The sequence below is a fragment of the Cellulosimicrobium sp. NPDC055967 genome, from assembly GCF_042269845.1.
Lineage (GTDB): Bacteria > Actinomycetota > Actinomycetes > Actinomycetales > Cellulomonadaceae > Cellulosimicrobium.
Genome location: NZ_JBHJYJ010000020.1, coordinates 44,292 through 69,555 on the forward strand (window position 1 = coordinate 44,292; position 25,264 = coordinate 69,555).

Genomic DNA, 25,264 nt, shown 5'->3' on the forward strand with positions numbered 1-25,264 from the left:
GTAGACGCCCGTCCAACTTCGGGGCAGAGGGCTTCCGACGACGGAACGGTAACGGCCGGAGTCGTCCCCGTTCGCCCGATTTCACCCCGGACCCGGCGTCCTGGAAACTTCTTCGCCGACCCGCGTCATGGATCGGCCGCTCGGCCGTCTCATCTACATGGACCACCTCCACGGGTACACCGTGCCCGCTCCCGACGCCGTGCGCGAGCGCTGGCGTCGCGCGAGCGCCGAGAGCGTCTGGCTGCGACCGGGCGACTGGTACCACCCTGCCGTCGACGCGCTCGTCGAGGCGCTGTGCGAGGAGCGGGACGGCACACCGGCGGCCGAACGGCTCGGTCGGGTGCGGGCCGAGGCGGGGGTCGGGATCGGCGAGGCCATCGACGACGTGGTGTGCCTGTACCGGGCGCACGACCGCGAGCCCGGGACCGACCTGCTCCGGGCGGTCGCGGTCGGGTGGTCCGACGGCTACGAGGCGACCCCCGTGACGCCCGAGGTGATGGACCCCGAGTCCGGCCTCGCGACGTCCCAGTACCTGGCCCAGCGGCTCCGGGAGACGTACGGCGTCGCGCAGCGCGCGGGGGTCGACGCCACAGCGACGCACGGGCTGCTCGTCGTGGACGTCGCGCTCGAGCACCTGACCGGGTGGCAGCGCTTCGCACGGTCGGCGGCGATGGGTCGTGCGCTCACGCACACGTTCGGCGACGGCCACCCCATGGCCTCCCTCGGCAACGGGCTCTTCGTCGTCCTCGGGGAGCGCGGTGTCGACGACGACACGCTGCGCACCGTGCTCCGCCACAACATCGAGCGCACGGGGCTCGCGCTGGGCGTCACGGCGATCCTGCGGCGACCGCCGCGCGTCTGGGTCGAACCGCTCCCCCGCACCCACACCGCCGCCGTCCAGCTGCTCGACGCGCTGCAGCGCTGACGACCGCCGACGACCGCCGACGACGCAGCGACGCCCCGGCCGCGCGGGCGAGCGCGCGGACGGGGCGTCCGGGGGCGTCTGCGGCCGGTAGGTGACCGGCCGCCTCCGAGGAGGTCTGAGGTCGCGCGTCAGCGCGGGGTGAAGGTGAGGCAGTCGGCCTTGTCCTCGCCGGACGCGCCGGCGCCCACGCGGATCGACGGGGCCGAGCACTCCAGCGAGGAGTTGTGGACGCACTCGGTGCGCTGGCACGCCCCGACGTGCGCGAGCACCTTCTCGAGGCCGCCCTTGGTCCCCAACGGGATGAAGGTCGCGCACTCGGCGTCGCCCGCGTGACCGGCGATGGTCACCGCGCCGGCGTGGCACCCGTGGTCGTGGTTGTAGCCGCAGCCGTCGATGGAACACTCGACGACCTGGGGCATCTCCGTGAGGCTGCTCATCGCGATCTCCTGTTCTCCGAGGACCCGTGGCGGGCCGGGCTTCCACCTCCACGGTATTCCCGGAATTCTGCGGTGTATAGCAAGGAAGGCCTTGCTAAGAAATGCAGAAATAGCAATGAATTAGCGCACGACATTCTTGCGGAACTGCCTGACCAGCGCCGATGCCGGGTCCTCGTCAGGAGGGCGGGAGAGGCGTAGCGTCGTTCTCATGGCCACCTCGCCCGGCGCGCCACTGTTCTCGGGCGCCGACGCCGACCTGTACGCGGTCGGCGCCGACCGCGTCCTGCGGCGCTCGCGCTCCGGGGCCGACTCGGTCGGCACCGCGGAGGTCATGCGGCACGTGCGCGCCGCGGGCTTCCCCGCCCCGCGCGTCGACGCCGCGACGGACGGCGACCTCACCATGGAGCTCCTGCGGGGCCCGACGCTCCTGCAGTCGATCCTCGGCGGCCGGACGTCGCTCGCCGCGTCGGCCCGGACCCTCGTCGCGCTGCACGACGCGCTGCACGCGGTCCCGCCCCCGGCGCGGGGCGAGCCCGCGTACGCGGCGCTCACCGCGCCGTCGTCCGCAGCCCTCGACGAGACCGCCGGCGGGCATCCGTGCGTCCTGCACCTCGACCTGCACCCGGCGAACGTCGTGCTCACCGCCGACGGCCCGGCCGTCCTCCACTGGACGAACGCCCGGCTCGGACCGGCCGGCCTCGACCTCGCCGTGACCGCCGTCGTCCTCGCGGAGGTCGCCGCCGACGAGGACGACGAGCTCGCGCCCGGCGCACGGGTCCTGCTGGACGCGTTCCTCCACCTGGCCGACCCGGCGCTCGTGGGGCACCTCGACGCCGCCGCGCGGACCCGCGCCGCGGACCCCGGACTCGACCCCTCGGAGGTCGCGCTCGTCCCGGCCGCCGTGGCGCTCGTCGCGCGCGAGGCCCGCCGGAGCTGAGCGCACGGCGGATCGCCGCAGGTCAGGACCCCGCGTCGTCGTGCCGGGGCCGCCAGATGACGAGCGCGCGCGCCTCGCCGTGCTCGACGAGCGTCTCGCGCAGCGCCTCCTCGACCCCGCGGCGCACGCTGCGCCCGCGCGGCACCACGACGACGTCGCCGCTCGCGGCGGCCGCGAACACCCGTCCACCGGGCTCGACGCGCGCGGAGAGCGCCTCGATGCGGCGCTCCAGGCGCTCGACCCGCGACTCGAGCGCGAGGATGCGCTGGATGCCCGCGAGGTTGATGCCCTCGTCGTGGCTGAGGCGCTGCACCTCGAGCAGCTTCGCGATGTCGTGCAGCGAGTAGCGCCGACCCCGGCCCTGGGTGCGGCGCGGCACCACGAGGCCGAGGCGGTCGTACTGGCGCAGCGTCTGCGGGTGCATGCCCGCGAGCGCGGCGGCCTGCGAGATGACGAGGACGGGCGCGTCCTGGTCGACGTCGGGCGTCACGTCCGGACCCGTCTGGGCGTCGTCCGTGCGGTACGCGGTCATCCGGGCCTCCTTCCCGAGCCGGCGCTCCGGGCGCCGGTCACTCCGCGGCCTGGCGGAGCAGGTCGGCCCGCACGTCCTGGTCGGCGGTCTCGGCGGCGAACGTCTCGACGGCCTCGCGCGCGGCCTTCGAGAGCTTCTGCGGCACGGCGACCTGGACCGTGACGAGCAGGTCGCCGGTCGACTTCGCGGTCTTCACGCCGCGGCCCCGGACGCGCAGCGTGCGCCCCGACGGCGTGCCGGCCGGCACCTTGACCTTGACAGTCGAGCCGTCGAGCGTCGGCACGGCGATGGTGGCGCCGAGCGCGGCCTCGGGGAACGTCACCGGGACCGTGATCCGCAGGTTGTTCCCGTCGAGCGAGAACACCGGGTGGGGGGTGACGTGGACGGTGACGACGAGGTCGCCGTCGGGGCCGCCCGCCATGCCGGGGCGGCCCTTGCCGCGCAGCCGGATCTTCTGGCCGTCGCGCACGCCCGGCGGGATGCGGGTGGTGACGTTGCGGCCGTCGACCGTGAAGGTGACGGTGGAGCCCTCGACCGCCTGACGGAACGGGAGGGTCGTGGCCGCGGCGACGTCCGACCCGGCCCGCGGGCGGGGACCGCCGCCGAACTGCTGCGCTCCCCCGCCGCCGAACATCGAGCCGAGGATGTCCTCGAAGCCGCCCGCGCCCTGGCCGCCGGTCGAGTAGCGGACCCGGGTGCCGCCCGGGCCGCCGCCGCCGAACATGCCGCCGAACACGTCCTCGAAGCCCGCGCCCCCGGCGCCGCCGGGACCCGCGGAGAAGCGGGCACCGCCGCCGGCCATCGCCCGGATCGCGTCGTACTGCTCGCGCTCCTTGGCGTCCGACAGCACGGCGTACGCCTCGCCGATCTCCTTGAACTTGGCCTCGGCGCCCGCGTCACCCTGGTTCTGGTCAGGGTGGTACTTGCGCGCGAGCTTGCGGTAGGCCTTCTTGATCGTGGCGTCGTCGGCGTCCTTGGGGACGCCGAGCGCGGCGTAGAAGTCCTTCTCCATCCAGTCCTGTCCGGTCACGGCGCCTCCCTCCTGTCGGTGGTCGTGGTCCTGGTCCTTCGTGTCGTGGCTGCTGTCGATCTGCTGCTGGTGATCCTCGCGTGCCCGACGGCGGAGCGCACCTCCGCGCGGGAGGTGGGCCCGCGCCGTCGGGCACGAGGGAGAGGTGGCTACTGGGGGCCGACGACCGAGACGCGCGCGGCGCGCACGACCCTGCCCCCGATCCGGTAGCCCGGCTCGATGACGAGGTTCACCGTGGTGGCGGCGGCCTCGGGGTCGGGCTGGTGCATGAGCGCCTCGTGGACGGTGGGGTCGAACTCGTCCCCGACCGCGCCGTAGCGCTCGATCCCGAACTTCTCGAGCGACGCGTCGAGCTTGTCGGAGATCGCCGCGAACGGCCCCGTCAGCTCGCCGTGCTGCCGCGCGCGGTCGATGTCGTCGAGCACCGGGAGGAGCGCGGTGAGCACGTCCTCGATCCCCTTCGTGCGCGCGGCCTCCTGGTCGCGCAGCGACCGGTTGCGGTAGTTCGTGAAGCTCGCCCGCTCACGCTGGAGCGCGTCGAGGTGCTCCGCGGCCTCGGCCTTGGCGGCCAGGACGGCCGCGTCGACCTCGGCCTCCTCGGACGGCTCGAAGTCGAGGCCCGCGAGCGGGTCCTTCTCCGCGTCGTCCCCGGCCGAGCCGGCGTCCGCGCTCTCGCGCGGACGGCCGGTCTCCGGGTCGACCTTGCGCTTGTCGGTGAACTGGAACGGCTTGTCCTCGGGGCCCTGGCCGGGCTCGCGCCCGGCCTGCTCCTCGGGGCCCCGGTCCTCGGGGGACGTCACTTCTTGTCGTCCTCGTCGTCCACGATCTCGGCGTCGACGACGTCCTCGTCCGGAGCGGACGTCGCACCCGCAGCGGCGGCGGCGTCGTCCTGCGCGGCGCCGGGGTTGCCGGCGGCCTGCTCCTGCTCGGCCGAGGCGTAGAGCGCCTGGCCGATCTTCTGCGAGGACGCGACGAGCTTCTCGTGCGCGGTCTTCACGGCGTCGGCGTCCTCGCCCTCGAGCGCGGACTTGACCGACGCGATGTCGGCCTCGACCTCGGTGACGACGTCGGCCGGGAGCTTCTCCTTGTTCTCGGAGACGAGCTTCTCGGTCGAGTACACGAACGCCTCGGCCTGGTTGCGGGTCTCCGCCTCCTCGCGACGCTTCTTGTCCTCGGCCGCGTGCTCCTCGGCCTCCTTGACCATGCGGTCGATGTCCTCCTTGGGCAGCGCCGAGCCGCCCGTGATGGTCATCTTCTGCTCCTTGCCGGTGCCGCGGTCCTTGGCGCCGACGTGGACGATGCCGTTCGCGTCGATGTCGAAGGTGACCTCGATCTGCGGCACGCCGCGCGGGGCCGGCGCGATGCCGGTGAGCTCGAAGGTGCCGAGCGGCTTGTTGTCGCGCGCGAACTCGCGCTCGCCCTGGAACACCTGGATGAGCACCGACGGCTGGTTGTCCTCGGCCGTCGAGAAGATCTCGCTGCGCTTGGTCGGGATGGCCGTGTTGCGCTCGATGAGCTTGGTCATCACGCCGCCCTTGGTCTCGATGCCGAGGGACAGCGGGGTCACGTCGATGAGCAGGACGTCCTTGCGGTCGCCGGAGATGACGCCGGCCTGCAGGGCCGCGCCCACGGCGACGACCTCGTCCGGGTTGACGCCCTTGTTGGGCTCCTTGCCGCCCGTGAGCTCCTTGACGACGTCGGTCACGGCCGGCATGCGGGTGGAGCCACCCACGAGCACGACGTGGTCGATGTCGGAGACGGAGACGCCCGCGTCGGAGATGACCTTGTGGAACGGGGCCTTCGTCCGGTCGAGCAGGTCCTGCGTCATCTGCTGGAACTGGGCGCGCGTGAGCTTCTCGTCCAGGTGGATGGGGCCGTTCTCGCTCATCGAGAGGTACTGCATCGAGATGGTGGTGCTCGTCGCGGACGAGAGCTCCTTCTTCGCCTGCTCGGCGGCCTCGCGCAGACGCTGGAGCGCGATCTTGTCCTTGGAGAGGTCGACGCCCGAGCTGTTCTTCACCTGCTTGATGAGGTGCTCGACGATCCGCTGGTCCCAGTCGTCGCCACCCAGGCGGTTGTCGCCCGAGGTCGCGCGGACCTGGATCGTGGAGAAGTCGTCCTCGTCCTTGCCGACCTCGAGGAGCGAGACGTCGAACGTGCCGCCGCCCAGGTCGAAGACGAGGATGAGCTCGTCCTCCTTGCCCTTCTCCAGGCCGTACGCGAGCGCGGCCGCGGTGGGCTCGTTGACGATGCGCGTCACGTTGAGGCCCGCGATCTGCCCGGCGTCCTTGGTCGCCTGGCGCTCGGCGTCGTTGAAGTACGCCGGGACGGTGACGACCGCGTCGGTGACGGGCTCGCCCAGGTACTCCTCGGCGTCGCGCTTGAGCTTGCCCAGGATGCGCGCGGAGATCTCCTGCGCGGTGTACTTCTTGTCGTCGATCTCCACCGACCAGTCGGTGCCCATGTGGCGCTTCACCGAGCTGATGGTGCGGTCGACGTTCGTGACCGCCTGACGCTTGGCGACCTCGCCGACGAGGACCTCGCCGGTCTTGGAGAAGGCGACCACCGACGGCGTCGTGCGCGACCCCTCGGCGTTCGCGATGACGGTGGGCTCTCCGCCCTCGAGGACGGCGACCACCGAGTTGGTGGTGCCGAGGTCGATCCCGACTGCTCGTGCCATGTGTGCTGCCTCCGTTGTGGATGGGGTGCCCGACGGCGCACGCGCGCCCGGGCACACCGGGTTGAGTCTGCTTCACTCAAGGTAGGCACCGGGTGCGCTCGCGCGCAAGCCCGACCGCCAGAACTTGAGTCCATCAGGCTCAACCTTCACTCAGGGCGAACTATTCCCCGCTCGTCGCGGCCGCCCGCGAGCGCGCCCGCTGGCGCTCCCGCTGCAGCGCATAGCCTTCCTGCCAGTCCGGGGCGAGAGCCATGTCGCGGCGACGGACCTCGTCGACCGACAGCTCGACGGGGAAGCCCCAGGTGTCCGCCAGCACGAACAGGTCGTCCCCGGTGACCGTCGCGCCCCCGAGCTTCTCGAGCTCCCGGAGCCCGCGGTGCACCGTGCGACGGAAGCGCGACTCCTCGTCGCGCAGGACCGTGCTCAGCTCCTCGCGCTGCTCGACCAGGCCCGGGTAGGTGTCGCCGTACGCCTCGGCCACGACGGCGACGAGGTCGTCGGCGAACCGCTCGTCCAGGCCGAGGTGGAGGGCGTGCACCACCGCCCGGCGGACGAGCCGCCGCAGGACGTACCCGTGCGCCTTGTTGCTCGGGCGCACCCCGTCGGCGGCGAGGAACGTCGCGGCCCGGACGTGGTCGGCGATCACGCGGAACGGGCGCGGGTCGTCCTCGTACGCGCGACCGCTGAGCGACTCGAGCCGGTCCACCAGCGGGCGCAGGAGGCTCACGTCGAACACGTCGGCGGTCGCCAGGGCGGCCGCGGCGATGCGCTCGAGCCCGCCCCCGAAGTCGATGCTCGGCTCGTCGAGGGGGACGAACCCCTCGCTCGTGCGGCGGTAGCGCATGAACACCTGGTTGCCGATCTCGACGAACCGTCCGCCCTCGCTCGCGGGGTGCGGCTCACCGGTCGACGGGTCGTGGTGCTCGGGGCCGAGGTCGTAGAAGACCTCCGAGTCCGGCCCGCAGGGGTCGCCGACGGGCGTGCCGTCGAGGCCGCCTCCCCGGCTCCACCAGTTCTCCTCGGCGTCGTAGAGGAAGACACGACCGCCGCGCATCCCGTCGCGGTCGCCGTCGGCACGGGACCCCACGTCCACGAGCGGTGCCGCGATCCCGTGCTCCGCGAACACGGTGACCCAGGCTCGTGCGGCCTCGTCGTCACGAGGGATCCCGTGCTCGGGCGACCCGCGGAAGCACGTGACGTACAGGCGCTCGAGGTCGACGCCGACGTGCGCGAGGAGCTCGGCGAACCAGCGGACCTGCTGCTCCACGTCGGCCGACCCCAGGCTCCAGTTGCCCAGCATCTCGAAGAAGGTCGTGTGCCGCCGGTCCCCGACCTCGTCGATGTCCTGCGCCCGCACGCACGGCTGCGAGTCGACCAGGAGGGGTCCGGCGTCGTGCTCCCTGTCGCCCAAGAGGTAGGGCATCAGCGGCTGCATCCCGGCACCCGTGAACAGCGTCGTCGGGTCGTCGCGGAGCACCAGGGGCGCTCGCTCGATCACGGCGTGCCCCCGTGAGGCGAAGAACTCGAGATAGGCCGACCGGATCTCCTGGGCGTTCATCCGACGACCCTAGGGACGACGCCCGCGGTCTTCCAGGACAATTCGCCGGCGACGGGCGACGGCCCTCGCGCGACGAGGTCGCCCGGGTCGCTCAGAGAACCCGACGCTCGCCGCCGGACGGGTGGGGTCGGTGCGCCGGGCGCCGACCCCACCCTGGGCTCACAGCAACTCGACGCGGTCCGCCTGCGGGCCCCGGTCGCTCTGGCGCACCGTGAACCGGACCCGGTCGCCCTCCTCGAGGACCTCCTCGTCCCGCACGACCGACACGTGCACGAACAGGTCCTCACCCCCGGCGTCGGGCGTGATGAAACCGAAGCCCCGGTCGGCGTCGTAGCGTGCGACGGTGCCCTCGCCCCCGCGCACCGGCCTGCCGGACCCGCCCGGACGACCGGAGCGGTCCGAGCGGTCGGGGCGACCCGACCGGTCGGGGCGGCCACGGTCCGCGGACGGGCGCGCGCCGCGGGAGCCGCGCACGAGCTGCACGTTGCGGGCATTCGGCCCCTTGTCGCCCGCGACGACGTCGTAGGTCACGCGCGCGCCCTCGACGAGCTCGGTCAGACCTCGGCCGAGCGCGCTGACGTGGACGAAGACGTCGTCGCCGCCACCGTCGGGGACGACGAACCCGAAGCCCTTGACGTCGTCGTACCAGGAGACGGTGCCGTCCGCGCCGTCGGTCGCGGGCTGCGCGGCCTGCGTCCCGAGCGGCAGCAGGTGGTCGGCCTGCGGACCCTTCTCCCCCTCGACGACGAGGAACGCGACCCGTTGTCCCTCGGAGACCACGCCGCCTCCGACGATGGCCGAGCTGTGCAGGAAGATCTGGGCGCTGTCGCCGTCGGGCGTGACGAAGCCGTACCCCTTGCTCGGCTCGTACCAGGCGACGGTGCCGAGCACGCCCAGGGGCGCGTCGGCGGCCCGGTCGCTCGTGACGCGGACGTGGCGCGCCTGCGGGCCGCGGTCGCCCTCGCCCACCTCGAACTCGACGACCTGCCCCTCACGGAGCTGCTTGGGTCCGTCGTCGCCGACGATCTCGGACGCGTGGACGAACAGGTCCTCCGCCTCGTTCCCGAGGTCGATGAAGCCGAACCCTCGGTCGGCGTCGAACCATCGGACAGTTCCCTGGGGCACGGAGTACTCCTCGTCTTGGCAGGCAGTGCTGTCACCCATTGTCCCCCAGGTCTCGGCGCCCCACCGCGAGCAGCACTTGACGAACTCCGCCGGGTGCGGGTTCATAAGGAGTGCATCGTTAAGTTCCCTGAGAGTTTGATTCGACCTGCAACGGAGCAGACATGAACAGACTTCGCACCGCCGCCGCGGCACTGGCCGTGGCCCTCGTCTCCAGCCTCGCCCTGACCGCCGCCCCCGCCTCCGCCGAGGAGGTGCTGGTCAACGGGGGCTTCGAGTCGGGCACGCTCAGCCCCTGGACCTGCTCGGGATCGTCCGGAGCGGTCGTCTCCACCCCCGTGCGCACGGGGACCCAGGCGCTGCAGGCGACCCCCGCGGGCCTCGACAACGCGCGCTGCTCGCAGTCCGTCCCGACCGTCGCCGGCACCCAGTACACCCTCTCCGCCTGGGTGCGCGGCAGCTACGTCTACCTGGGGGTCGACGGCGGCACCTCGACCTGGACCCCGAGCGCGACCGACTGGACCCGCCTCACGGTCACGTTCACCGCCGCGAGCAGCACGACGCAGGTCTACCTGCACGGCTGGTACGGCACCGGCGCCTACCAGGTCGACGACGTCTCGCTCCAGGGCGCGGGCGGCCCGCCGCCCGTCGTCCCGGGCACGCCGGGCACGCCCGTCGCCGGGACGGTCACCTCGACGTCGGCCGCCCTCTCGTGGGGCGCGTCCTCGGGCACCGTGACGGGCTACCGCGTCTACGAGGGCAGCACGGTCGTCGCGACGGCCACGGGCACCTCGGCCACCGTCTCCGGGCTCGCCGCGTGCACCCCGCACACGTACACGGTCGCGGCCTTCAACACGGCGGGCGAGTCGCCCCGCTCCGGGGGCGTCACCGTCACGACGGCCGGGTGCGGGACCGGCGTCCCCGGCGCGCCGACCGGGCTGCGCGTCGCGACGACCGCCGACACCTCGCTCGGCCTCGCCTGGACGGCCTCGACCGGGACCGTCACGGGATACCGCGTCTACGAGGGGACCGCCCTGCGAGCGACCGTCACCGGGACGAGCGCGACGCTGAGCGGGCTCGCGGCCTGCTCGAGCCACACGTACACGGTGCGTGCCTACAACGCGACGGGCGAGTCCCCGGCCGCCACCGTGACGGGCTCGACGAGCGGCTGCCAGACCGGCGCGCTGCCGAAGCACCTGCTCACGGGGTACTGGCAGAACTTCGTCAACGGGGCCACGCCGCTGCGGCTGTCGGACGTCCCGACGTCCTACGACCTCGTCGCGGTCGCGTTCGCGGACGCCGTCCCGAGCACGCCCGGCGCCGTCACGTTCGGCGTCGACCCCGGCCTGTCCGCCGCGCTGGGCGGCTACACGAACGACCAGCTCAAGGCGGACGTCGCGACGCTGCACGCGCGCGGCCAGCACGTGGTCCTGTCCGTGGGCGGCGAGAAGGGCACGGTGTCGGTCGGCAGCTCCGCCGCGGCGTCGGCCTTCGCGACCAGCGTGATCGGGCTCATCGACACCTACGGGTTCGACGGCGTCGACATCGACCTCGAGAACGGGGTCAACCCGACGTACATGGCACAGGCGCTGCGCCAGGTCCGGGCGGCGGTCGGCCCGGACCTCATCATCACGATGGCGCCGCAGACCATCGACATGCAGTCGACGGGCAGTTCCTACTTCCGGCTCGCGCTCGACATCAAGGACATCCTCACGATCGTCCACACGCAGTACTACAACTCGGGCACCATGCTCGGCTGCGACCAGATGCAGGCGTACGGGCAGGGCACGGTGAACTTCCTCACCGCGCTGTCGTGCATCCAGCTCCAGAGCGCGCTGCGGCCGGACCAGGTCGCGCTCGGCCTGCCTGCGACCACCCAGGCGGCGGGCGGCGGGTACGTGAACCCGTCGGTCGTGAACGACGCGCTGAGCTGCCTCGCCGCGGGCACCCGCTGCGGCAGCTTCGTACCACCCGCACGCTGGCCCGACATCCGCGGGGCGATGACCTGGTCGATCAACTGGGACGCGAGCAACGGGTACGCGTTCGCGCGCTCGGTGGACGCCCACCTGGCGAGCATGCCCTAGCCGCACCATCCTCGGACGAGACGTGAGACGTGGCCCCTCGGAGCGTGTCCCGGGGGGCCACTTCTCACGTCTCGCCGCACGCGGAGCTCGCCGGCCCGTCGCTCTCTGACGCGCCTTACGCCTTCACCGGCTCCGGTTCCTCGCCGACGGACGGTGCCTCCCCCGGCGTCGGCTCGTCCTCCGCGGCCGGCTCGTCGTCCGGCGTCGGCTCGCCGTCGGCGGACGCCTCGTCGGCGGCTGGCACGTCGTCGCCGCCGGGCGTCGCGTCGTCGGGGCGGTCGACGTCGCCGGCGGGCGCGCCGTCGGGCTGCGCACGACGTCGCGCGCGCCGGCGGACGAGCAGCAGCACCACCCCGGCGAGCGCCACGACGACGAGGAGCACGCTGCCGGTCCCGAGCCAGGGCGCGGCGGCCGCGCGGGACGACGCGTCGTCGGCCGCGGTCGCGGCGTCGTCCAGCCTCCCGTCGTCGAGGGCGGCGCGGGCGTCCGCAACGGAACCGTCGACGTCCAGGAGCAGCCGCCCGAGGTCCGCGAGCGGGCCACCGCCCGAGGCGGCGGCGACCGCGTCGCCGACGGACCCCACGACCTCGACCGCGCGCGGCAGCGCGGTCGCGAGCGCCGCGTACTCCTCGGCGGACCCGGCGTCCTCGTACTGCGCGCGCACGGCGGCCGGGTCGGGCAGGCCCGCGGCGCGGGCGGCCTGCTGCACCTGGCCGGCGGCCGCCGCCGCGTCGGCACCGATCGCCGCACGGGCCGACTCGGCCTCGTCGAAGGCCCAGTCCGTCATCGCGGCGCACAGGCCGGCGGGCGGCGACCACGCGCCGTCCGCCTCGTCGAGGACGGCGTACGCCTCGCGGGCCGGGGTACGCGCGTCGAGCAGGGCGGCCTCGGCGTCGTCGGCGACCCACGTCCGGTACGTCGCCTCGGCCCCCGCGACGCCGCCGCGCACCTCGACGAGGTCGAGGAGACGACGGCCGTCGGTCACGCCCGGGTGGTCGAGGGCGCCGGGCTCGTCGTAGGCGCTCTCGCCTGCGTACGCCGCCGCGACGAGCGCGCCGAGGGCGTCCGCGTCCAGGCCGCCGACGAGCTCCGACATGGCGGTCCACGCCGCGGCGTAGGCGTACTCCTCGGCGGCGCCGCCGCCGTCGTCGAGGTCGACCTCTCCCCAGGCGGCGAGCGGCAGGGCGTCCGCCGCGTCGCGCGCGGGCGCGGGCCGCGGCTCCGCCGGGCCGCCGGTCTCGGCCGCCACGCGCTGCCCGACGACCTCGGCCAGGCCCTCGTACACCCACCGGTCCGCGAACCGGTCGCCCGCGAGCCACGCGTGCGAGAGCTCGTGGAACAGGAGCCCGGCGTCCAGGTCCTCGGGGATGACGATCTCCCAGGAGGCCGAGTCGAACCACGCGTACCCGAGCACCCCGGGCGACACGTCCTCGCGGATGCGCTCCAGGCTGCCCGGCCACGGCATGCCCACCGCACGCTCCAGCACGGGCATGCCGGCCACCACCTGCTCCTCGACGAAGCCGCTCCACTCGGTGTCGCCCGGGAAGCTCTCCAGCACGAGCTCGTTCCCGCCGACGTCGACGCTCGTCTCGTCGGCCTGCTCGGGGTCGCGCAGCGAGACGAAGGCCCAGGTGCCGTAGTCGTCCGTGCTCTCGGTCGCGCGGTGGGTGCGGGTCTCCCCGTCGAGGATCGGCGTGAACCCGTCCCACGTGCTGTCGAAGTCCATCGACGTGGGCGTGGCGATCTCGACGGTGACCTGCCCCGGGTCGCCGGCCGCGTTCACGGCGAACGTCGCGTAGCCGGGCCCGACGCGCGTGTACCCCTCCGAGCGGATCGGCTCGCCCGGGATCGTGTAGGCCCACTCGACGGTCCGCTCGCGCCCGTTGTTCAGCGGGGAGAACGACACCCCGGCGATGCGGGTCGACGGGTCCTCGGTGGGCTCGAGGGTGACCGGGAGCGCGGCCCCGCCGCTCGTGGCGGTGACGTCGGTCGCGCCCGCCGGCACGGGGATCCCGTACGCGTCCCAGTAGTAGACGTACATCCCGCTGGCGGGCTGCTCGTTGCGGATCGTCGTCGTGACGGTCACGCGGACGGGCCCCGACCCGTCGACCTCGTACCGCGTGCGCGAGGTCTCCGAGAGCCCGTCGTCCGTGTCCGCGGTCGCGGCCGTCGGGACGCCGAGGAGGACCGCGCACGCGAGCGCGACCCCCGACCCCGCGCGCACCGTCCACCGCGCGCGACGCACCTGTCCTGCGACCACCCCTGCACCGCCGTCCTCGCCGTAGCGGACAGCCCGTCACCCCGTGCGACGGGGCCGGTCGACGACGACCGGGAACGGGACACCGGCGGGAACTGTACCCGCTCGCGGACGCCGCCCCGACCACTCCCCGGGGCCGGCCCCGACACCTGCCGGACACCTTGCCCTGGCACGCTGGCCGGGTGACCACCGCACCGGGCCAGCCCTCGCTCGCGCGCCGCCTCGGCACGACGGACGCCGTCGTCGTCGGGCTCGCGTCCATGGTCGGCGCGGGCGTGTTCTCCGCGTTCGCCCCCGCGGCCGCCGCGGCAGGGACGGGGCTGCTCGTCGGGCTGGCGCTGGCGGCGGTCGTCGCGTACGCGAACGCCACGTCGTCCGCCCAGCTCGCGGCGCAGCACCCCACCTCGGGCGGCACGTACGTGTACGGGCGCGAGCACCTCGGTCCGTGGTGGGGCTACCTCGCCGGGTGGGGGTTCGTCGTCGGCAAGACGGCGAGCTGCGCGGCCATGGCGCTCGTGCTCGCCGCCTACGCGGCCCCGCCCGGGTGGGAGCGCCCCGTCGCCGCCGCGGCCGTCGTGCTGCTCACGGCCGTGGGCTACCGGGGTGTGACGCGGACGGCGCGCCTCGCCCGGGCGATCGTCGCGGTGGCGCTCCTCGCGATCGCGACGGCCGTCGTCGCGAGCCTCGCGGGCTCCGCGCCGCGCTGGTCGGCCGTGCTCGACCCCGACGGCGCGCACGGCGGCTGGTACGGCGTCCTCCAGTCCGCGGGCCTGCTGTTCTTCGCGTTCGCGGGGTACGCGCGGGTCGCGACGCTGGGCGAGGAGATGCGCGACCCGCGGCGCACGATCCCGCGCGCGGTCCTCGTGTCGCTCGGGGCCGTCGTCGTGCTCTACGCGGTCGTCGCGGTGGTCCTGCTCGCGGTGCTCGGGCCGGAGGCGCTCGCGGCGTCCGCGGCTCCGCTCGCCGACGCGGTCGCCGCCGGGTCGTGGACGTGGGCGGGCCCGGTCGTGAGCGTCGGCGCCGTCGCCGCGAGCGCCGGCGCCCTGCTCGCCCTGCTCGCGGGCGTGAGCCGGACGGGCCTCGCGATGGCGCGCACGGGCGACCTGCCCGGGTGGTTCGCGGCCGTGCACCCCGTGCACCGGGTGCCGCACCGGGCCGAGCTCGCCGTGGGTGCGGTCGTCGTGGTGCTCGTGCTCACGACGGACCTGCGGGGCGCGATCGGGTTCTCGTCGTTCGGGGTGCTCGTCTACTACCTCGTGGCGAACCTCTCGGCGCTGCGTCAGAGCACCCCGCACCGGCTGTACCCGCGCGCGCTCCAGGTGCTCGGCGCGCTCGGCTGCGTCGCGCTGGTCGCCACGCTCCCGCTCCCGAGCGTCGCCGCGGGAGCGCTGGTGCTGGCGGTAGGCGTCGCCCTCCGCGCGGTACGCGTCCGCTCATGACCGCGAGATCGACCCGCCCGTCGCGAGATCGACCTCCCGAGGGTCGATCTCGGACGCACGGGTCGATCTCGCGTCGACGGGCACAGGGCGTCACGCGGCGCGGTCGAACCAGTCGCGCGAGAGGGCGGCGACCGCGGCCGGCGCGTCGTCGGTGATGAAGTGCGCGGCGTCGTCGACGTAGGCGAGCTCGGCCCGGTCCGCGTGCCGCTCCGGCGCCCGGCAGACCTGTCCCACGAGCTCCTCGGTCCACGGCCGGTCTCGGCGTCCGAAGACGAAGAGGGTCGGCACCGTGAGCCGACGGCGACGGTAGACGCCCCGCATCATGCGCGTGGCCTCCGGCAGCACCATGTGCCGCACGAGCGGACGCACGGCGGCGTCGACCTCCGTCCGACCCATCGGGGCGAGGTGGGCGTCGACGTCGTCCTCCGACAGCGGGTGGGCGACGTACGCGCTGGAGAAGATCCCCCGCAGCGACGCGCCCCGACGGTGCCAGACCAGGGCGGGCAGGTGCCGGAACCCGGGGAGCAGTCGAGGGCTGGGACGCATGAAGCCCGGTGGCACCGAGAGCTCGACGGCCGCGCGGACCCGGTCGGGGTGCTCGTAGCAGAGCTGCATCGCGGTGATCGCGCCCATGTCGTGCGAGACGAGGTGGGCTCGCTCGACGTCGAGCGCGTCGAGGAGGGCGAGCAGGTCGCGGAGCCGGGTCTCGCGCTCGACGTGCGCGTCGTCGGCCGTGGTCCAGCCCGCGCCGCGCAGGTCGGGACACAGGACGCGGTAGCCCGCGGCGGCGAGGACGGGCGCGACGTCGCGCCACTGCCACCAGTGCTCGGGGAAGCCGTGCAGCAGCACGACCGGGTCGCCGGTGCCGACGGTCGCGACGTGGGTGCGCAGGCCGGGCGTCTCCACGACGAGGTGGTCGAAGCCCGGCGCCTCCGGGAGCGGCGGGGACCATGCCCGGGCGTCGGTGGGGCGGGTGGTGCGGGGCTGAGGCGTAGTCATGGCGAGCTCCTTCGGGCGAGCGACTACTATGTTCATAGTAGATCGGTCGAGAGAGGGAGTCCATGGCCGCAGCCACCCGGGAACGAGCGCTCGACGCGGCCGTGGAGGTGCTCGGTGCGGACGGCGTGCGCGCGCTGAGCCACGCGCGGGTCGACCAGCGCGCCGGTCTCCCGACCGGGTCGACGTCGAACTGGTTCCGCACCCGGCGCGCGCTCCTCGCCGGCGTGGTCGACCGGATCGCCGAGCAGGAGCGCGCCGACCTCGACGTGACCGCGATGCCGCAGATCACGAGCGTCGACGACCTGGTCGACGGTCTCTGCGCCATGACCGAGGCACAGTCCGGTCCGTTCGCGTCGCGCACCCGGGCGCGCTACGCCCTCTTCCTCGAGCTCGCCGACGACCCCGAGCTCGGTGAGCCCCTCCGTCGCCAGCGCCGCACGTTCGAGCGGTGGACCGAGCGGATCGTGGCAGCCGTCGGCATCGCCGACCCCGTCCCGGCGACCCGCGCGCTCATGGCCCTCGGCGACGGGCTGCTCCTGCACCGCCTCACCGTCGACCCCGGCCTCGACCTGCGCCCCGCGATCGAGCGCACGGTGCGCGCGCTCGCGACGTCGTGACGGCGCCGGCCCCGGGGGATGCCGCACCGGCTGCAAGAAACCCGGCGCCGGAGACAGGATCGGGGCATGGACGGACACGAGTCCGGGCGCCCGCGGGTGCCGCGCGCCGTCGCCGTGACCTTCCTGGTGTCCGTCCTCGCCGCGGCCTGCACCACCCCCGACGTCGGGAACGTCGGCGGCCCGGGTGACGGCGAGGTCGGGTCGGACCCGGTCGGGCTCGTCGGGATGTGGCGGGTCGCGGGCGCGGAGGGTGAGGGCCCGGACACGTGGCTGCGGCTCGGCGCTGGGCAGTACATGCTGTGGGGCGACTGCGGTGCGTACGTGGAGGGCGGCTGGGACGCGGCCGGCCGGGCCTTCGTCGCCTCGGAACCGTACGCCGCCGCCGCGGCGTGCGGCGCGGGCGGGATCCCCGAGGTGCTGTGGCTCCGCACCGTGGTCGCGTACGAGCCCGACGGCGAGGGCTGGCGGCTCCTCGACGCGGACGGCGACGTCGTCGCCGGTCTGCGGGTCGACGGCGCCCCGGCGCCGATCCCCGACGCGGCGGAGCACCTGGCGCAGGCGCCGGAGGTGACGGACGACGTGCGCGCGGCGTTCGAACCGCCCGCACCGCTGCCGGACGGCCTCGAGCCCGCGGCCGTGCGCGACGTCGTCGGACGCTGGGAGCCGTCGGGGTTCTTCGCCGGCGATCCCCACGTCGTCTTCCACGGGGACGGGACGTGGTCCGGCTCCGACGGGTGCAACGGCGGCGGGGGCGCGTGGGCCCTGGACGACGGCGGTCGGCTGCTCGCCACGGCCGGTCTGCAGACGCTGATCGCGTGCGACGGGGCGGGGGTGCCCGGTGCCGTCAGCGGTGCGGCCCGCGTCGCGCTGGACCGGGGCCGGCTCGTGCTCCTGGGCGCCGACGGCACGGAGATCGTCCGCCTCGTCCGAGGATGAGACGGGCCCACCGCGAGATCGACCCGAGCGTCCGAGATCGACCCTCAGAAGGTCGATCTGGCGACCGGCAGGTCGATCTCGACGTCAGGTCTCGGGTTCCGGGTCCGACGGGGCGCCCAGTGCGTCGTCCGATTCCACGACGCGCGACGACTCGCCCTCCTCGCCCACGGCCGGCAGGCCGCGCTCGTCGGGGGCGTAGTAGCGGCCGGTGTAGCGCGGGCGGAGGAAGTTCTCGGTCGTCAGCACCGCGTCCACCTCCTCGGGCGTGAGCAAGCCGCGCGCCACGACGACGTCGCGCACCGACGCCCCGGTCCGCGCCGCCTCGGCGCCCACGAGGTCGCCGTTGCGGTGCCCGATGATCTCGTTGAGGTACGTGACGATCCCGATCGAGTCCAGCACGTGGCGGCGGCACACCTCGACGTTCGCGGTGATGCCCGCGACGCACTTGGTGCGCAGTGCGACGCACGCGTTGCCGAGCAGGCGCAGCGACTCGAACATCGCCTGCGCGAGCACCGGCTCCATGACGTTGAGCTGGAGCTGGCCCGCCTCGGCGGCGTGCGTGATCGTCACGTCGTTGCCCATGACCTTGAAGCAGACCTGGTTGACGACCTCCGGGATCACCGGGTTCACCTTGGCGGGCATGATCGACGACCCGGCCTGGAGCTCCGGCAGGTTGATCTCCCCGAGCCCGGCGCGCGGCCCGGACGACAGCAGCCGCAGGTCGTTGCAGATCTTCGACAGCTTGGCCGCGAGGCGCTTCAGCGCGGAGTGGACGGCGAGGTAGGCGCCGTTGTCGTACGTCGCCTCGACGAGGTTCGCGGCCGGGACCGCGGGCAGCCCGCTCACCTCGCCGAGCCACCGCGTCGCGACCTTGGGGTACCCGGGCGGCGTGTTGAGCCCGGTGCCGATCGCGGTCGCGCCGAGGTTGACCTCGAGCAGCAGCTCGCCGGCGACCTCGAGGCGCCGGACCTCCTCGCCGACGTTCACGGCGAACCCGGCGAACTCCTGGCCGAGGCTCATGGGCACGGCGTCCTGGAGCTGCGTGCGACCCATCTTGAGGACGTCGGCGAACTCGGACGCCTTCTCGTCGAACGTGCGCTCGAGCCGCAGCACCTCCTCCTGCAGCCCCTGGACGAGCTGGTGCACCGCGAGGCGGAACCCCGTGGGGTAGGCGTCGTTGGTCGACTGCGAGCGGTTGACGTGGTCGTTCGGATTGATGACGTCGTAGCGCCCCTTCTCGAACCCGGAGAGCTCGAGCGCGAGGTTGGCCACGACCTCGTTGGTGTTCATGTTGACGCTCGTGCCCGCGCCACCCTGGAACACGTCCACCGGGAACTGGTCGAGGCACCGGCCGTCGTCGAGGATCGCGTCGCACGCGGCGACGATCGCGTCCGCGACGTCGCGCTGGATGGTGCGCAGCTCGCGGTTCGCGAGCGCCGACGCCTTCTTGACCATCACCATGCCGCGGACCATCTCGGGGACGTCGCTGACCGTCGTCCCCGAGATGCGGAAGTTCTCCACGGCCCGGACGGTGTGGACCCCGTAGTACGCGTCCGCCGGGACCTCGAGGGGTCCCAGCAGGTCTTCCTCGACCCGTGTCCGTGCGCTCGACATGCCCCGACGGTATCGCCCGCCGTGGCGCTGCGCGCGGAGCGGACCCGTCAGCCGACCGGTGCGTAGACGAACCGCTCGACCCGCACGACGGACGTCGAGGGCCGTCCCTCGCTCGTCGCGTGCACGCCCAGCCACAGCCCGAGGAACCCTCCGGTCGCGGCGCTGTCGAGGGTGCGGCCGTCCACGGTCGCGAGCGGCTCGGGCGCGCCCGCCGGGCCGACGACGAGCCCGTAGTCCTGCCCGCGCACGCGCAGCCCGACGACGACCGGCTCGCCGGGCGCGGAGCCCACCGTCGTCTCCCCGACCACCTCGTCCGTCCCGCCACGGCGGTGCACGGCGACGACGCGGCGCACGTCCCCGGGCCCGCCGTCGACCAGGAGCCGCACGTGGTCGTCCTCGGACTGCCGCACCACGACGCCCGCCCGCTCCCCCGCGACCTCCGGTACGCGGAGCGTGACGGTGACGTCGACGTCGCGGTGCTGCTGGCGCAGCCCGAGGAACGCGGGCACGCCCCGCTCGGCCAGCGTCGCCGGCCGCACGGGCAGGTCCCAACCCTCGCCCGCGGGCGTCGCGACGTCGCGCGGCACCGCCCGCACCGCCGTCCACCGCGGGTCCTCCGGGCCGACGACGCCACTCGCCCCGCCCTGGATCGCCGGGCGCGGCGCTGCGGTCGCGAACGGGACCTCCACGGCGTCGGGCACGCGCCCCGCGCCGGGCGCGAGGACGGGCCAGCCGTCCTCCCACACGACGGGGACGAGGAACGTCTCGCGGCCGAGCGGGTAGTGGTAGCCGCCGTAGACGCGCATCGCGAGCAGCACGGCCCACCACGACCCGTCGGGCGCCTCGACGAGGTCGGCGTGCCCCACGCCGACGACGTCCACGCCGCGCCCGAGGTGCCGGTGCGTGAGCACCGGGTTCGCCTTGTTCCCCTCGTACGGGCCCGTCACGGACGACGCGCGCGCGACCGACACCGCGTGGTGGAAGTCCGTGCCGCCCTCGGCCGCGAGCAGGTAGTACGTGCCGTCGACCTTGTACAGGTGCGGGCCCTCGGCCCACACCGCGCCCCGCACGGCCCCCGTCCACACGACGTGCTCGGGGCCCACGAGCGTGCGGGTCGCGAGGTCCAGCTCGCGCACCCACACCTCGGTCTGGTGGAACCACTCCGGGTCGGCCGCGAGCCGGGTCCCGTGCAGCCACGCGCGACCGTCGTCGTCGAAGAAGATCGACGGGTCGATCCCGGCGACCCGCTCGCCGTCCTCGTCGCGCAGCCACACCGGGTCGGACCAGGGGCCGGCCGGGTCGGTCGCCGTCATGACGAAGTTGCCGCCGCGGGAGTCGTCCTCCGGGTCCACGAGCGTGCACACGAGCCAAAACGTGCCGTCGTGGTGGCGCAGCGTCGGCGCGTACAGGCCGCCCGACGAGCGGACGCCGTCGTAGTCGAGCTGACCCGACCGGTCGACGACGTCCCCGACGTGCTCCCACGTCGCGAGGTCGCGGCTGCGCAGCACGGGCAGGCCGGGCAGGTACTCGAACGTCGAGGTGACGAGGTAGAAGTCGTCGCCGACGCGGCACACCGAGGGGTCGGGGAAGCAGCCGGGCAGGACCGGGTTCGGGACGAGCGTCATGCGCGCTCCCCCGCCTCGACGCGCCAGGAGACCTCGACGGCGACGAGCCGCTCGTCCGCGGCCGTCACCTCGTGCACCGGGCCCGTGACGACGAGCGTCGCGCGCGCGGTCGCCGCGCCGGGCACGACCCGGCGCTCGGCCGGGGCGGACTCGTTGACGATCGCACCGCCGGTCGTCGACCCGAGGTCGTCGGTCCCGGGGGCGGCGTCGACCGCGCCGGCGTGCGCGCCGACCCACACCTCGACGTCGCCCGGCTCGACCACGCGCACGTGGCGACGGTCGGAGAACGCGAGGCGCGTCGTCGGGACGCGGAAGGCCACGCGCCGGGACTCGCCCGCGGCGAGGTCGACGCGCGCGTACCCGAGGAGCTGGGCGACGGGGCGCGGCACCGACCCGACGACGTCGCGGGCGTAGAGCTGCACGACGTCCGTCCCCGCGACCTCGCCCGTGTTCGTCACGGTCACGGAGGCCGCGAACGTCCCGCCCGCGGCGACGCTCGTGTCGACCGCCAGGTCCGCGTACGCGAACTGCGTGTACGACAGCCCGAACCCGAACGGCCGCACGGGCGTCGGGTCGGCGGACGTCACGTCCGACGGCCCGCCGAGCACCGGGTGCAGGTAGGTGAACGGCTCCGCGCCGCCCGCGCGCGGCAGCGACACGGGCAGCCGGCCCGAGGGGTTCACGGCGCCCACGAGCACGTCGGCCACCGCGCGCCCGCCCTCCTCGCCCGGGAAGAAGCCCTGCACGACGGCGGCCGGGCGACCGGGCGCGGCACCGTCGGTCTCCGCGCGCTCCTCGAACGCCCAGCCGATCGCGTACGGGCGGCCCGTGAGCAGCACGAGCACGACGGGCGTGCCCGTCGCGACGACCTCCTCGACGAGCCGTCGCTGCACGCCCGGGAGCTCGAGCGACTCGACGTCGTTGCCCTCGCCGACCGTGCCGCGCCCGAAGAGCCCGGCCTCGTCGCCCACGACGACGACCGCGACGTCCGCGTCCCGCGCGACGGCGACCGCCTCGGGGATCCCCGAGGCGTCGCGGCCGTCGACCGCGCAGCCGACGGCGTGCGTCACGTCGGTGCCCGCGAGCGCGTCGCGCAGCGACTCGAGGACCGTGGGCAGCGCGATGCCGGCCGGCGTGCCGGGGTGGTGCGCGAGCACGTGGTTGACGAACGAGTAGCAGCCCATGAGCGCCTCGGACGAGTCCGCGTTGGGCCCGACCACGGCGACGCGGCGCGGAGCGGACGGTGCGTCGTCAGCGCTGTCGCGACGGCCGCGGACGAGCGGCAGCACGCCGTCGTTCGCGAGCAGCACGAGCGACTCCTGCGCGAGGCGGCGCGCGGTCGCGCGCTGCTGCGGGGTGTCGAGGTCGACCGTCGTCGGCGGCTCGTCGGCGTACGCGCCCGGGTCGAGCAGGCCCAGCTCCTCCTTCTGGTTGAGCAGGCGCAGGACGGCGCGGTCGACCCACGCCTCGTCGAGCGCGCCGGACCGCACGCGCTCGGCGAGCGGCGCGAGGTAGGCGTCGCCCGACGGGAGCTCGACGTCGAGGCCCGCCTGGAGCGCCTGCGCGGCGGCCTCCCCGCGGTCGGCCGCGACGCGGTGCATGACCTCGAGGAACGCGACGCCGAAGTAGTCGGCGACGACGACGCCGTCGAACCCCCACCGCTCGCGCAGGATCTCGGTGAGGTGCTCCGAGCTGCCGTGCAGCGGGACGCCGTCGACGTCGACGTAGGACGCCATGACCGAGCGGGCGCCACCGTCGCGCACCGCCATCTCGAACGGCGGGAGGTAGACGTCGGCGAGCTCGCGCGGGCCGGCGCTCACCGGGGCGTGGTTGCGACCGGCCCGCGAGCCCGAGTACCCGACGAAGTGCTTGAGGGTCGCGTGCACGCCCGCGTCCTGCAGGCCGCGCACGTACGCCGTACCGACCGTGCCGACGAGGTACGGGTCCTCGCCCACGCACTCGTCGACACGGCCCCAGCGCGGGTCGCGCACGACGTCGAGCACGGGCGCGAGGCCCTGGTGCACCCCGATCGCGCGCATCGACTCCCCGACCTCGCGCGCCATCTCCTCGACCAGCGCCGGGTCGAACGACGCGCCCCACGCGAGCGGCGTCGGGTACGTCGCGGCCTGCCACGCGGCCAGACCCGTGAGGCACTCCTCGTGCACGATCGCGGGGATGCCCAGGCGGGTCTCCGACTTCAGGCGACGCTGCTCCGCCCACAGCCACGCCGCGCGCTCCGCGGGCTCGACGGGCCGCGTGCCGTAGACCCGCGTGTAGTGCCCCATGCCGTGCCGCGTGATCTCGGCGAGCCGGCCGCCGTCCTGCTGACCCGCCGTCATCTCCGACTGCATCGGGGCGACGGTGCCGTTCTGGTCGAGCCAGTAGCCGACGAGCTGGGCGAGCTTCTCGTCGAGGGTCATGCGGGCGTGGAGCGCACGCACGCGCTCGGAGACCGTGGGCGGCTGCGGCGGCGCCGGGCGCGGGCTGCGCGGCGCCGGGGCCGCGGGCTCCGAGGTGACCGGCTCCGGGGAGCCGGTGGGGGCCGTCGGGACGGCAGGGACGACGTCGGTCACGGGACCGTTCTCCTTCGATGGTGGCCCTGCCCCGCGCGCGGCGCGGGGCAGGGACGGGGTGCGGACGAGCGGCTGGTCAGCCCTTCACGGCTCCGGAGAGCCCGCCGACGATGCGCCGCTCGAACAGCGAGAAGAAGACGAGCGCGGGGATCATCGACAGGGACGTGAAGGCCAGCACGCGGGCGGTGTCCACGGAGTACTGCGACGCGAACGCCTGCACGCCCAGCGGGAGCGTGTACGACGTCTCGTCGTTGAGGATGAAGAGCGGGAGCATGTAGCTGTTCCAGCTCGCGACGAACGCGAGGATCCCCACGGTGATGACGCCCGGCAGGGACAGCGGCACGACCATGCGGAAGAAGAAGCCGAGCCGGCTCGCGCCGTCGATCGACGCCGCCTCCTCGATCTCGCGCGGGATCGCGCGCAGGAACGGCACGAGGATGATGACGGTCGTGGGGAGGGCGAACGCGATCTGCGGCAGCACGAGCCCGCCCACCGAGTTCATGAGCCCCAGCGAGCGGATCATGATGTACAGCGGGGTGATCGCGACGGTCATGGGGAACATGAGGCCCGCCGCGAACAGCGCGTACAGCGCCCCGCGGCCCACGAACGAGTAGCGCGCGATGACGTAGCTCGCCATGAGGCCGAGGACGACGACGCCGAGGGTCGTGAGGAGACCGGCCACGAGCGAGTTCCCGAGCTGCTGCCAGAACAGCGAGCTCGTCAGGACCTCGACGTAGTTCTCGATCTGCCACGGGTCGGGCAGGCCCGACGGGTTCGCCGTGATCTGCGCGTTCGTGCGGAACCCGCCGACCACGATGTACGCGATCGGGGCCAGGCACACGCCCACGAGGAGCCACGCGACCACGTAGGTCAGCGGCCCGCCCCGCCCGATGCCGGAGCCGCGCGGCTCCCTCGGGGTCTTGGCGCCGGGGGCGCGCTCGGGCGCGGGCGCCGCGGTGACGGTGGCCATCACTTCTTCCCTTCCGTGATCGCGCCCTCGGTGTCACGGCGCAGGACGTACCGCTGGTAGACGAGGGCCACCGCGAGCGAGATGAGGAACAGCACCACGGCGACGGCGCTGCCGAACCCGTAGTTCCCCGCGTTGCGGCCGTTCGCCACCATGTAGGTCGCCATGGTCGACGTCCCCGCCGTCGAGGCCACGTACTGGCCCCAGATGATGTAGACGAGGTCGAAGAGCTGGAGCGAGCCGATGATCGACAGGAACGCCCAGATGCGGACGGTCGGGCCGAGCAGCGGGAGCGTGACGTAGCGCTGCGTCGTCCAGTACGACGCGCCGTCGATCGCCGCGGCCTCCCCCAGCTCGTCGGGGATGCCCTGCAGGCCCGCGAGGAAGAGGATCACGGCGAAGCCGATGTACTTCCACGTGATGATGAGCAGCAGGGTCCAGATCGCGACGTCGGGGTCGGCGAGCCAGTCGACCGAGAGGAACCCGAGACCGATCTTGTCGAGCAGGTCGTTCACGGCGCCCGTGGTCGCGAGCATGAGGCTGAAGCCCGTCCCGACGATCACCTCGGACACCACGTACGGCACGAACACGAGAACGCGGATCACCGAGCGGCCGCGGATGCGCCGGTTGAGCATGAGCGCCACGACCACGGCGACCGGGCCCTGGAGCACGAGCGACATGATGACGATGAACGCGTTGTGCCCCAGCGCCGCGAGGAACTCGGGGTCGCGGAAGATGATGAGGTAGTTGTCGAACCCGACGAACTCCGTCGGCGGGCCGAAGCCCTTCCACTTGAAGAACCCGTAGTACGCCGCCATCACCACGGGGACGATGACGAAGGTCAGGAAGACGACGAGCGCGGGCCCGGCGAGCACCGCGATCTCGGCTCGCTGGGCCCAACGGCCGCCGCGCGGGGGGCGCCGCGCGGCGGC

At 74.0% G+C, this 25,264-nt stretch carries 20 protein-coding genes; 6 read left to right on the forward strand and 14 right to left on the reverse strand.

What is annotated here, in order from left to right:
• Positions 1-127 precede the first annotated feature (127 nt).
• A complete protein-coding gene (locus tag ACFC2L_RS18620; protein WP_375825830.1) occupies positions 128-925 on the forward strand; it encodes a hypothetical protein in 798 nt (265 codons plus the stop codon).
• A gap of 128 nt (positions 926-1,053) precedes the next feature.
• Here the strand turns inward: ACFC2L_RS18620 and ACFC2L_RS18625 are convergent, their stop codons facing one another.
• Positions 1,054-1,362, reverse strand: a complete 309-nt coding sequence (locus ACFC2L_RS18625) for a DUF1540 domain-containing protein (RefSeq protein ID WP_047234443.1) — start codon at positions 1,360-1,362, stop codon at positions 1,054-1,056.
• Positions 1,363-1,570: 208 nt separating this feature from the next.
• Here ACFC2L_RS18625 and ACFC2L_RS18630 point away from each other — a divergent pair, with 208 nt between their 5' ends.
• Positions 1,571-2,299 (forward strand): phosphotransferase family protein, encoded by a 729-nt coding sequence (locus ACFC2L_RS18630; protein ID WP_375825831.1) that lies wholly within the window; start codon positions 1,571-1,573, stop codon positions 2,297-2,299.
• Positions 2,300-2,321: 22 nt separating this feature from the next.
• Here ACFC2L_RS18630 and ACFC2L_RS18635 read toward each other — a convergent pair whose 3' ends face one another.
• The 6 genes from ACFC2L_RS18635 to ACFC2L_RS18660 form a co-directional block, all read right to left on the reverse strand.
• On the reverse strand, positions 2,322-2,831 hold the full coding sequence (locus tag ACFC2L_RS18635; RefSeq protein WP_375825832.1) for a heat shock protein transcriptional repressor HspR: 510 nt from the start codon (positions 2,829-2,831) through the stop codon (positions 2,322-2,324).
• A 37-nt stretch (positions 2,832-2,868) separates the two neighbouring features.
• Positions 2,869-3,861, reverse strand: a complete 993-nt coding sequence (locus ACFC2L_RS18640) for a DnaJ C-terminal domain-containing protein (RefSeq protein ID WP_375825833.1) — start codon at positions 3,859-3,861, stop codon at positions 2,869-2,871.
• Between the two features lie 149 nt (positions 3,862-4,010).
• On the reverse strand, positions 4,011-4,661 hold the full coding sequence (gene grpE / locus ACFC2L_RS18645) for a nucleotide exchange factor GrpE (RefSeq protein ID WP_375825835.1): 651 nt from the start codon (positions 4,659-4,661) through the stop codon (positions 4,011-4,013).
• Positions 4,658-6,541 carry a molecular chaperone DnaK gene (gene dnaK / locus ACFC2L_RS18650; RefSeq protein ID WP_375825836.1) on the reverse strand — a complete coding sequence of 628 codons (1,884 nt, stop codon included), beginning with the start codon at positions 6,539-6,541 and terminating at the stop codon, positions 4,658-4,660. Before dnaK ends, grpE begins: the two co-directional genes overlap by 4 nt.
• Positions 6,542-6,701: 160 nt before the next feature.
• Positions 6,702-8,099 (reverse strand): alanine--tRNA ligase-related protein, encoded by a 1,398-nt coding sequence (locus ACFC2L_RS18655; protein WP_375825837.1) that lies wholly within the window; start codon positions 8,097-8,099, stop codon positions 6,702-6,704.
• Between the two features lie 159 nt (positions 8,100-8,258).
• A complete protein-coding gene (locus ACFC2L_RS18660; RefSeq protein WP_375825838.1) occupies positions 8,259-9,224 on the reverse strand; it encodes a cold-shock protein in 966 nt (321 codons plus the stop codon).
• 161 nt (positions 9,225-9,385) lie between these two features.
• Here ACFC2L_RS18660 and ACFC2L_RS18665 point away from each other — a divergent pair, with 161 nt between their 5' ends.
• Positions 9,386-11,305, forward strand: coding sequence for a fibronectin type III domain-containing protein (locus tag ACFC2L_RS18665; RefSeq protein WP_375825839.1), 1,920 nt, complete (start codon positions 9,386-9,388; stop codon positions 11,303-11,305).
• Positions 11,306-11,420: 115 nt separating this feature from the next.
• Here ACFC2L_RS18665 and ACFC2L_RS18670 read toward each other — a convergent pair whose 3' ends face one another.
• The gene (locus tag ACFC2L_RS18670) at positions 11,421-13,565 is read right to left on the reverse strand and encodes a hypothetical protein (RefSeq protein ID WP_375825840.1); all 2,145 of its coding nucleotides are present in this window, start codon (positions 13,563-13,565) and stop codon (positions 11,421-11,423) included.
• Positions 13,566-13,822: 257 nt separating this feature from the next.
• Between ACFC2L_RS18670 and ACFC2L_RS18675 the strand changes: the two genes are divergently transcribed.
• On the forward strand, positions 13,823-15,001 hold the full coding sequence (locus ACFC2L_RS18675) for an APC family permease (protein WP_375825850.1): 1,179 nt from the start codon (positions 13,823-13,825) through the stop codon (positions 14,999-15,001).
• 90 nt (positions 15,002-15,091) lie between these two features.
• Here the strand turns inward: ACFC2L_RS18675 and ACFC2L_RS18680 are convergent, their stop codons facing one another.
• On the reverse strand, positions 15,092-16,000 hold the full coding sequence (locus ACFC2L_RS18680) for an alpha/beta fold hydrolase (RefSeq protein WP_375825841.1): 909 nt from the start codon (positions 15,998-16,000) through the stop codon (positions 15,092-15,094).
• 62 nt (positions 16,001-16,062) lie between these two features.
• Here ACFC2L_RS18680 and ACFC2L_RS18685 point away from each other — a divergent pair, with 62 nt between their 5' ends.
• On the forward strand, positions 16,063-16,617 hold the full coding sequence (locus ACFC2L_RS18685) for a TetR/AcrR family transcriptional regulator (protein WP_375825842.1): 555 nt from the start codon (positions 16,063-16,065) through the stop codon (positions 16,615-16,617).
• Between the two features lie 66 nt (positions 16,618-16,683).
• The gene (locus ACFC2L_RS18690) at positions 16,684-17,553 is read left to right on the forward strand and encodes an META domain-containing protein (RefSeq protein WP_375825843.1); all 870 of its coding nucleotides are present in this window, start codon (positions 16,684-16,686) and stop codon (positions 17,551-17,553) included.
• 84 nt (positions 17,554-17,637) lie between these two features.
• On the opposite strand, the gene aspA is transcribed toward ACFC2L_RS18690, so the two are convergent.
• From aspA to ACFC2L_RS18715, 5 genes are all read right to left on the reverse strand, one after another.
• The gene (gene aspA, locus ACFC2L_RS18695; RefSeq protein WP_375825844.1) at positions 17,638-19,167 is read right to left on the reverse strand and encodes an aspartate ammonia-lyase; all 1,530 of its coding nucleotides are present in this window, start codon (positions 19,165-19,167) and stop codon (positions 17,638-17,640) included.
• 47 nt (positions 19,168-19,214) lie between these two features.
• Entirely contained in the window at positions 19,215-20,792 is a 1,578-nt protein-coding gene (locus ACFC2L_RS18700) for a family 43 glycosylhydrolase (protein ID WP_375825845.1), read from the reverse strand.
• Positions 20,789-23,233, reverse strand: coding sequence for a glycoside hydrolase family 3 N-terminal domain-containing protein (locus ACFC2L_RS18705; RefSeq protein ID WP_375825851.1), 2,445 nt, complete (start codon positions 23,231-23,233; stop codon positions 20,789-20,791). The genes ACFC2L_RS18700 and ACFC2L_RS18705 overlap by 4 nt, the downstream gene beginning before the upstream one ends.
• 208 nt (positions 23,234-23,441) lie before the next feature.
• Positions 23,442-24,335: a carbohydrate ABC transporter permease gene (locus ACFC2L_RS18710; RefSeq protein ID WP_375825846.1), complete on the reverse strand. Its 894-nt coding sequence runs from the start codon at positions 24,333-24,335 to the stop codon at positions 23,442-23,444.
• The coding region (locus ACFC2L_RS18715; RefSeq protein WP_375825847.1) for a carbohydrate ABC transporter permease at positions 24,335-25,264 on the reverse strand (930 nt) is incomplete at its 5' end. The genes ACFC2L_RS18715 and ACFC2L_RS18710, both read right to left, overlap by 1 nt.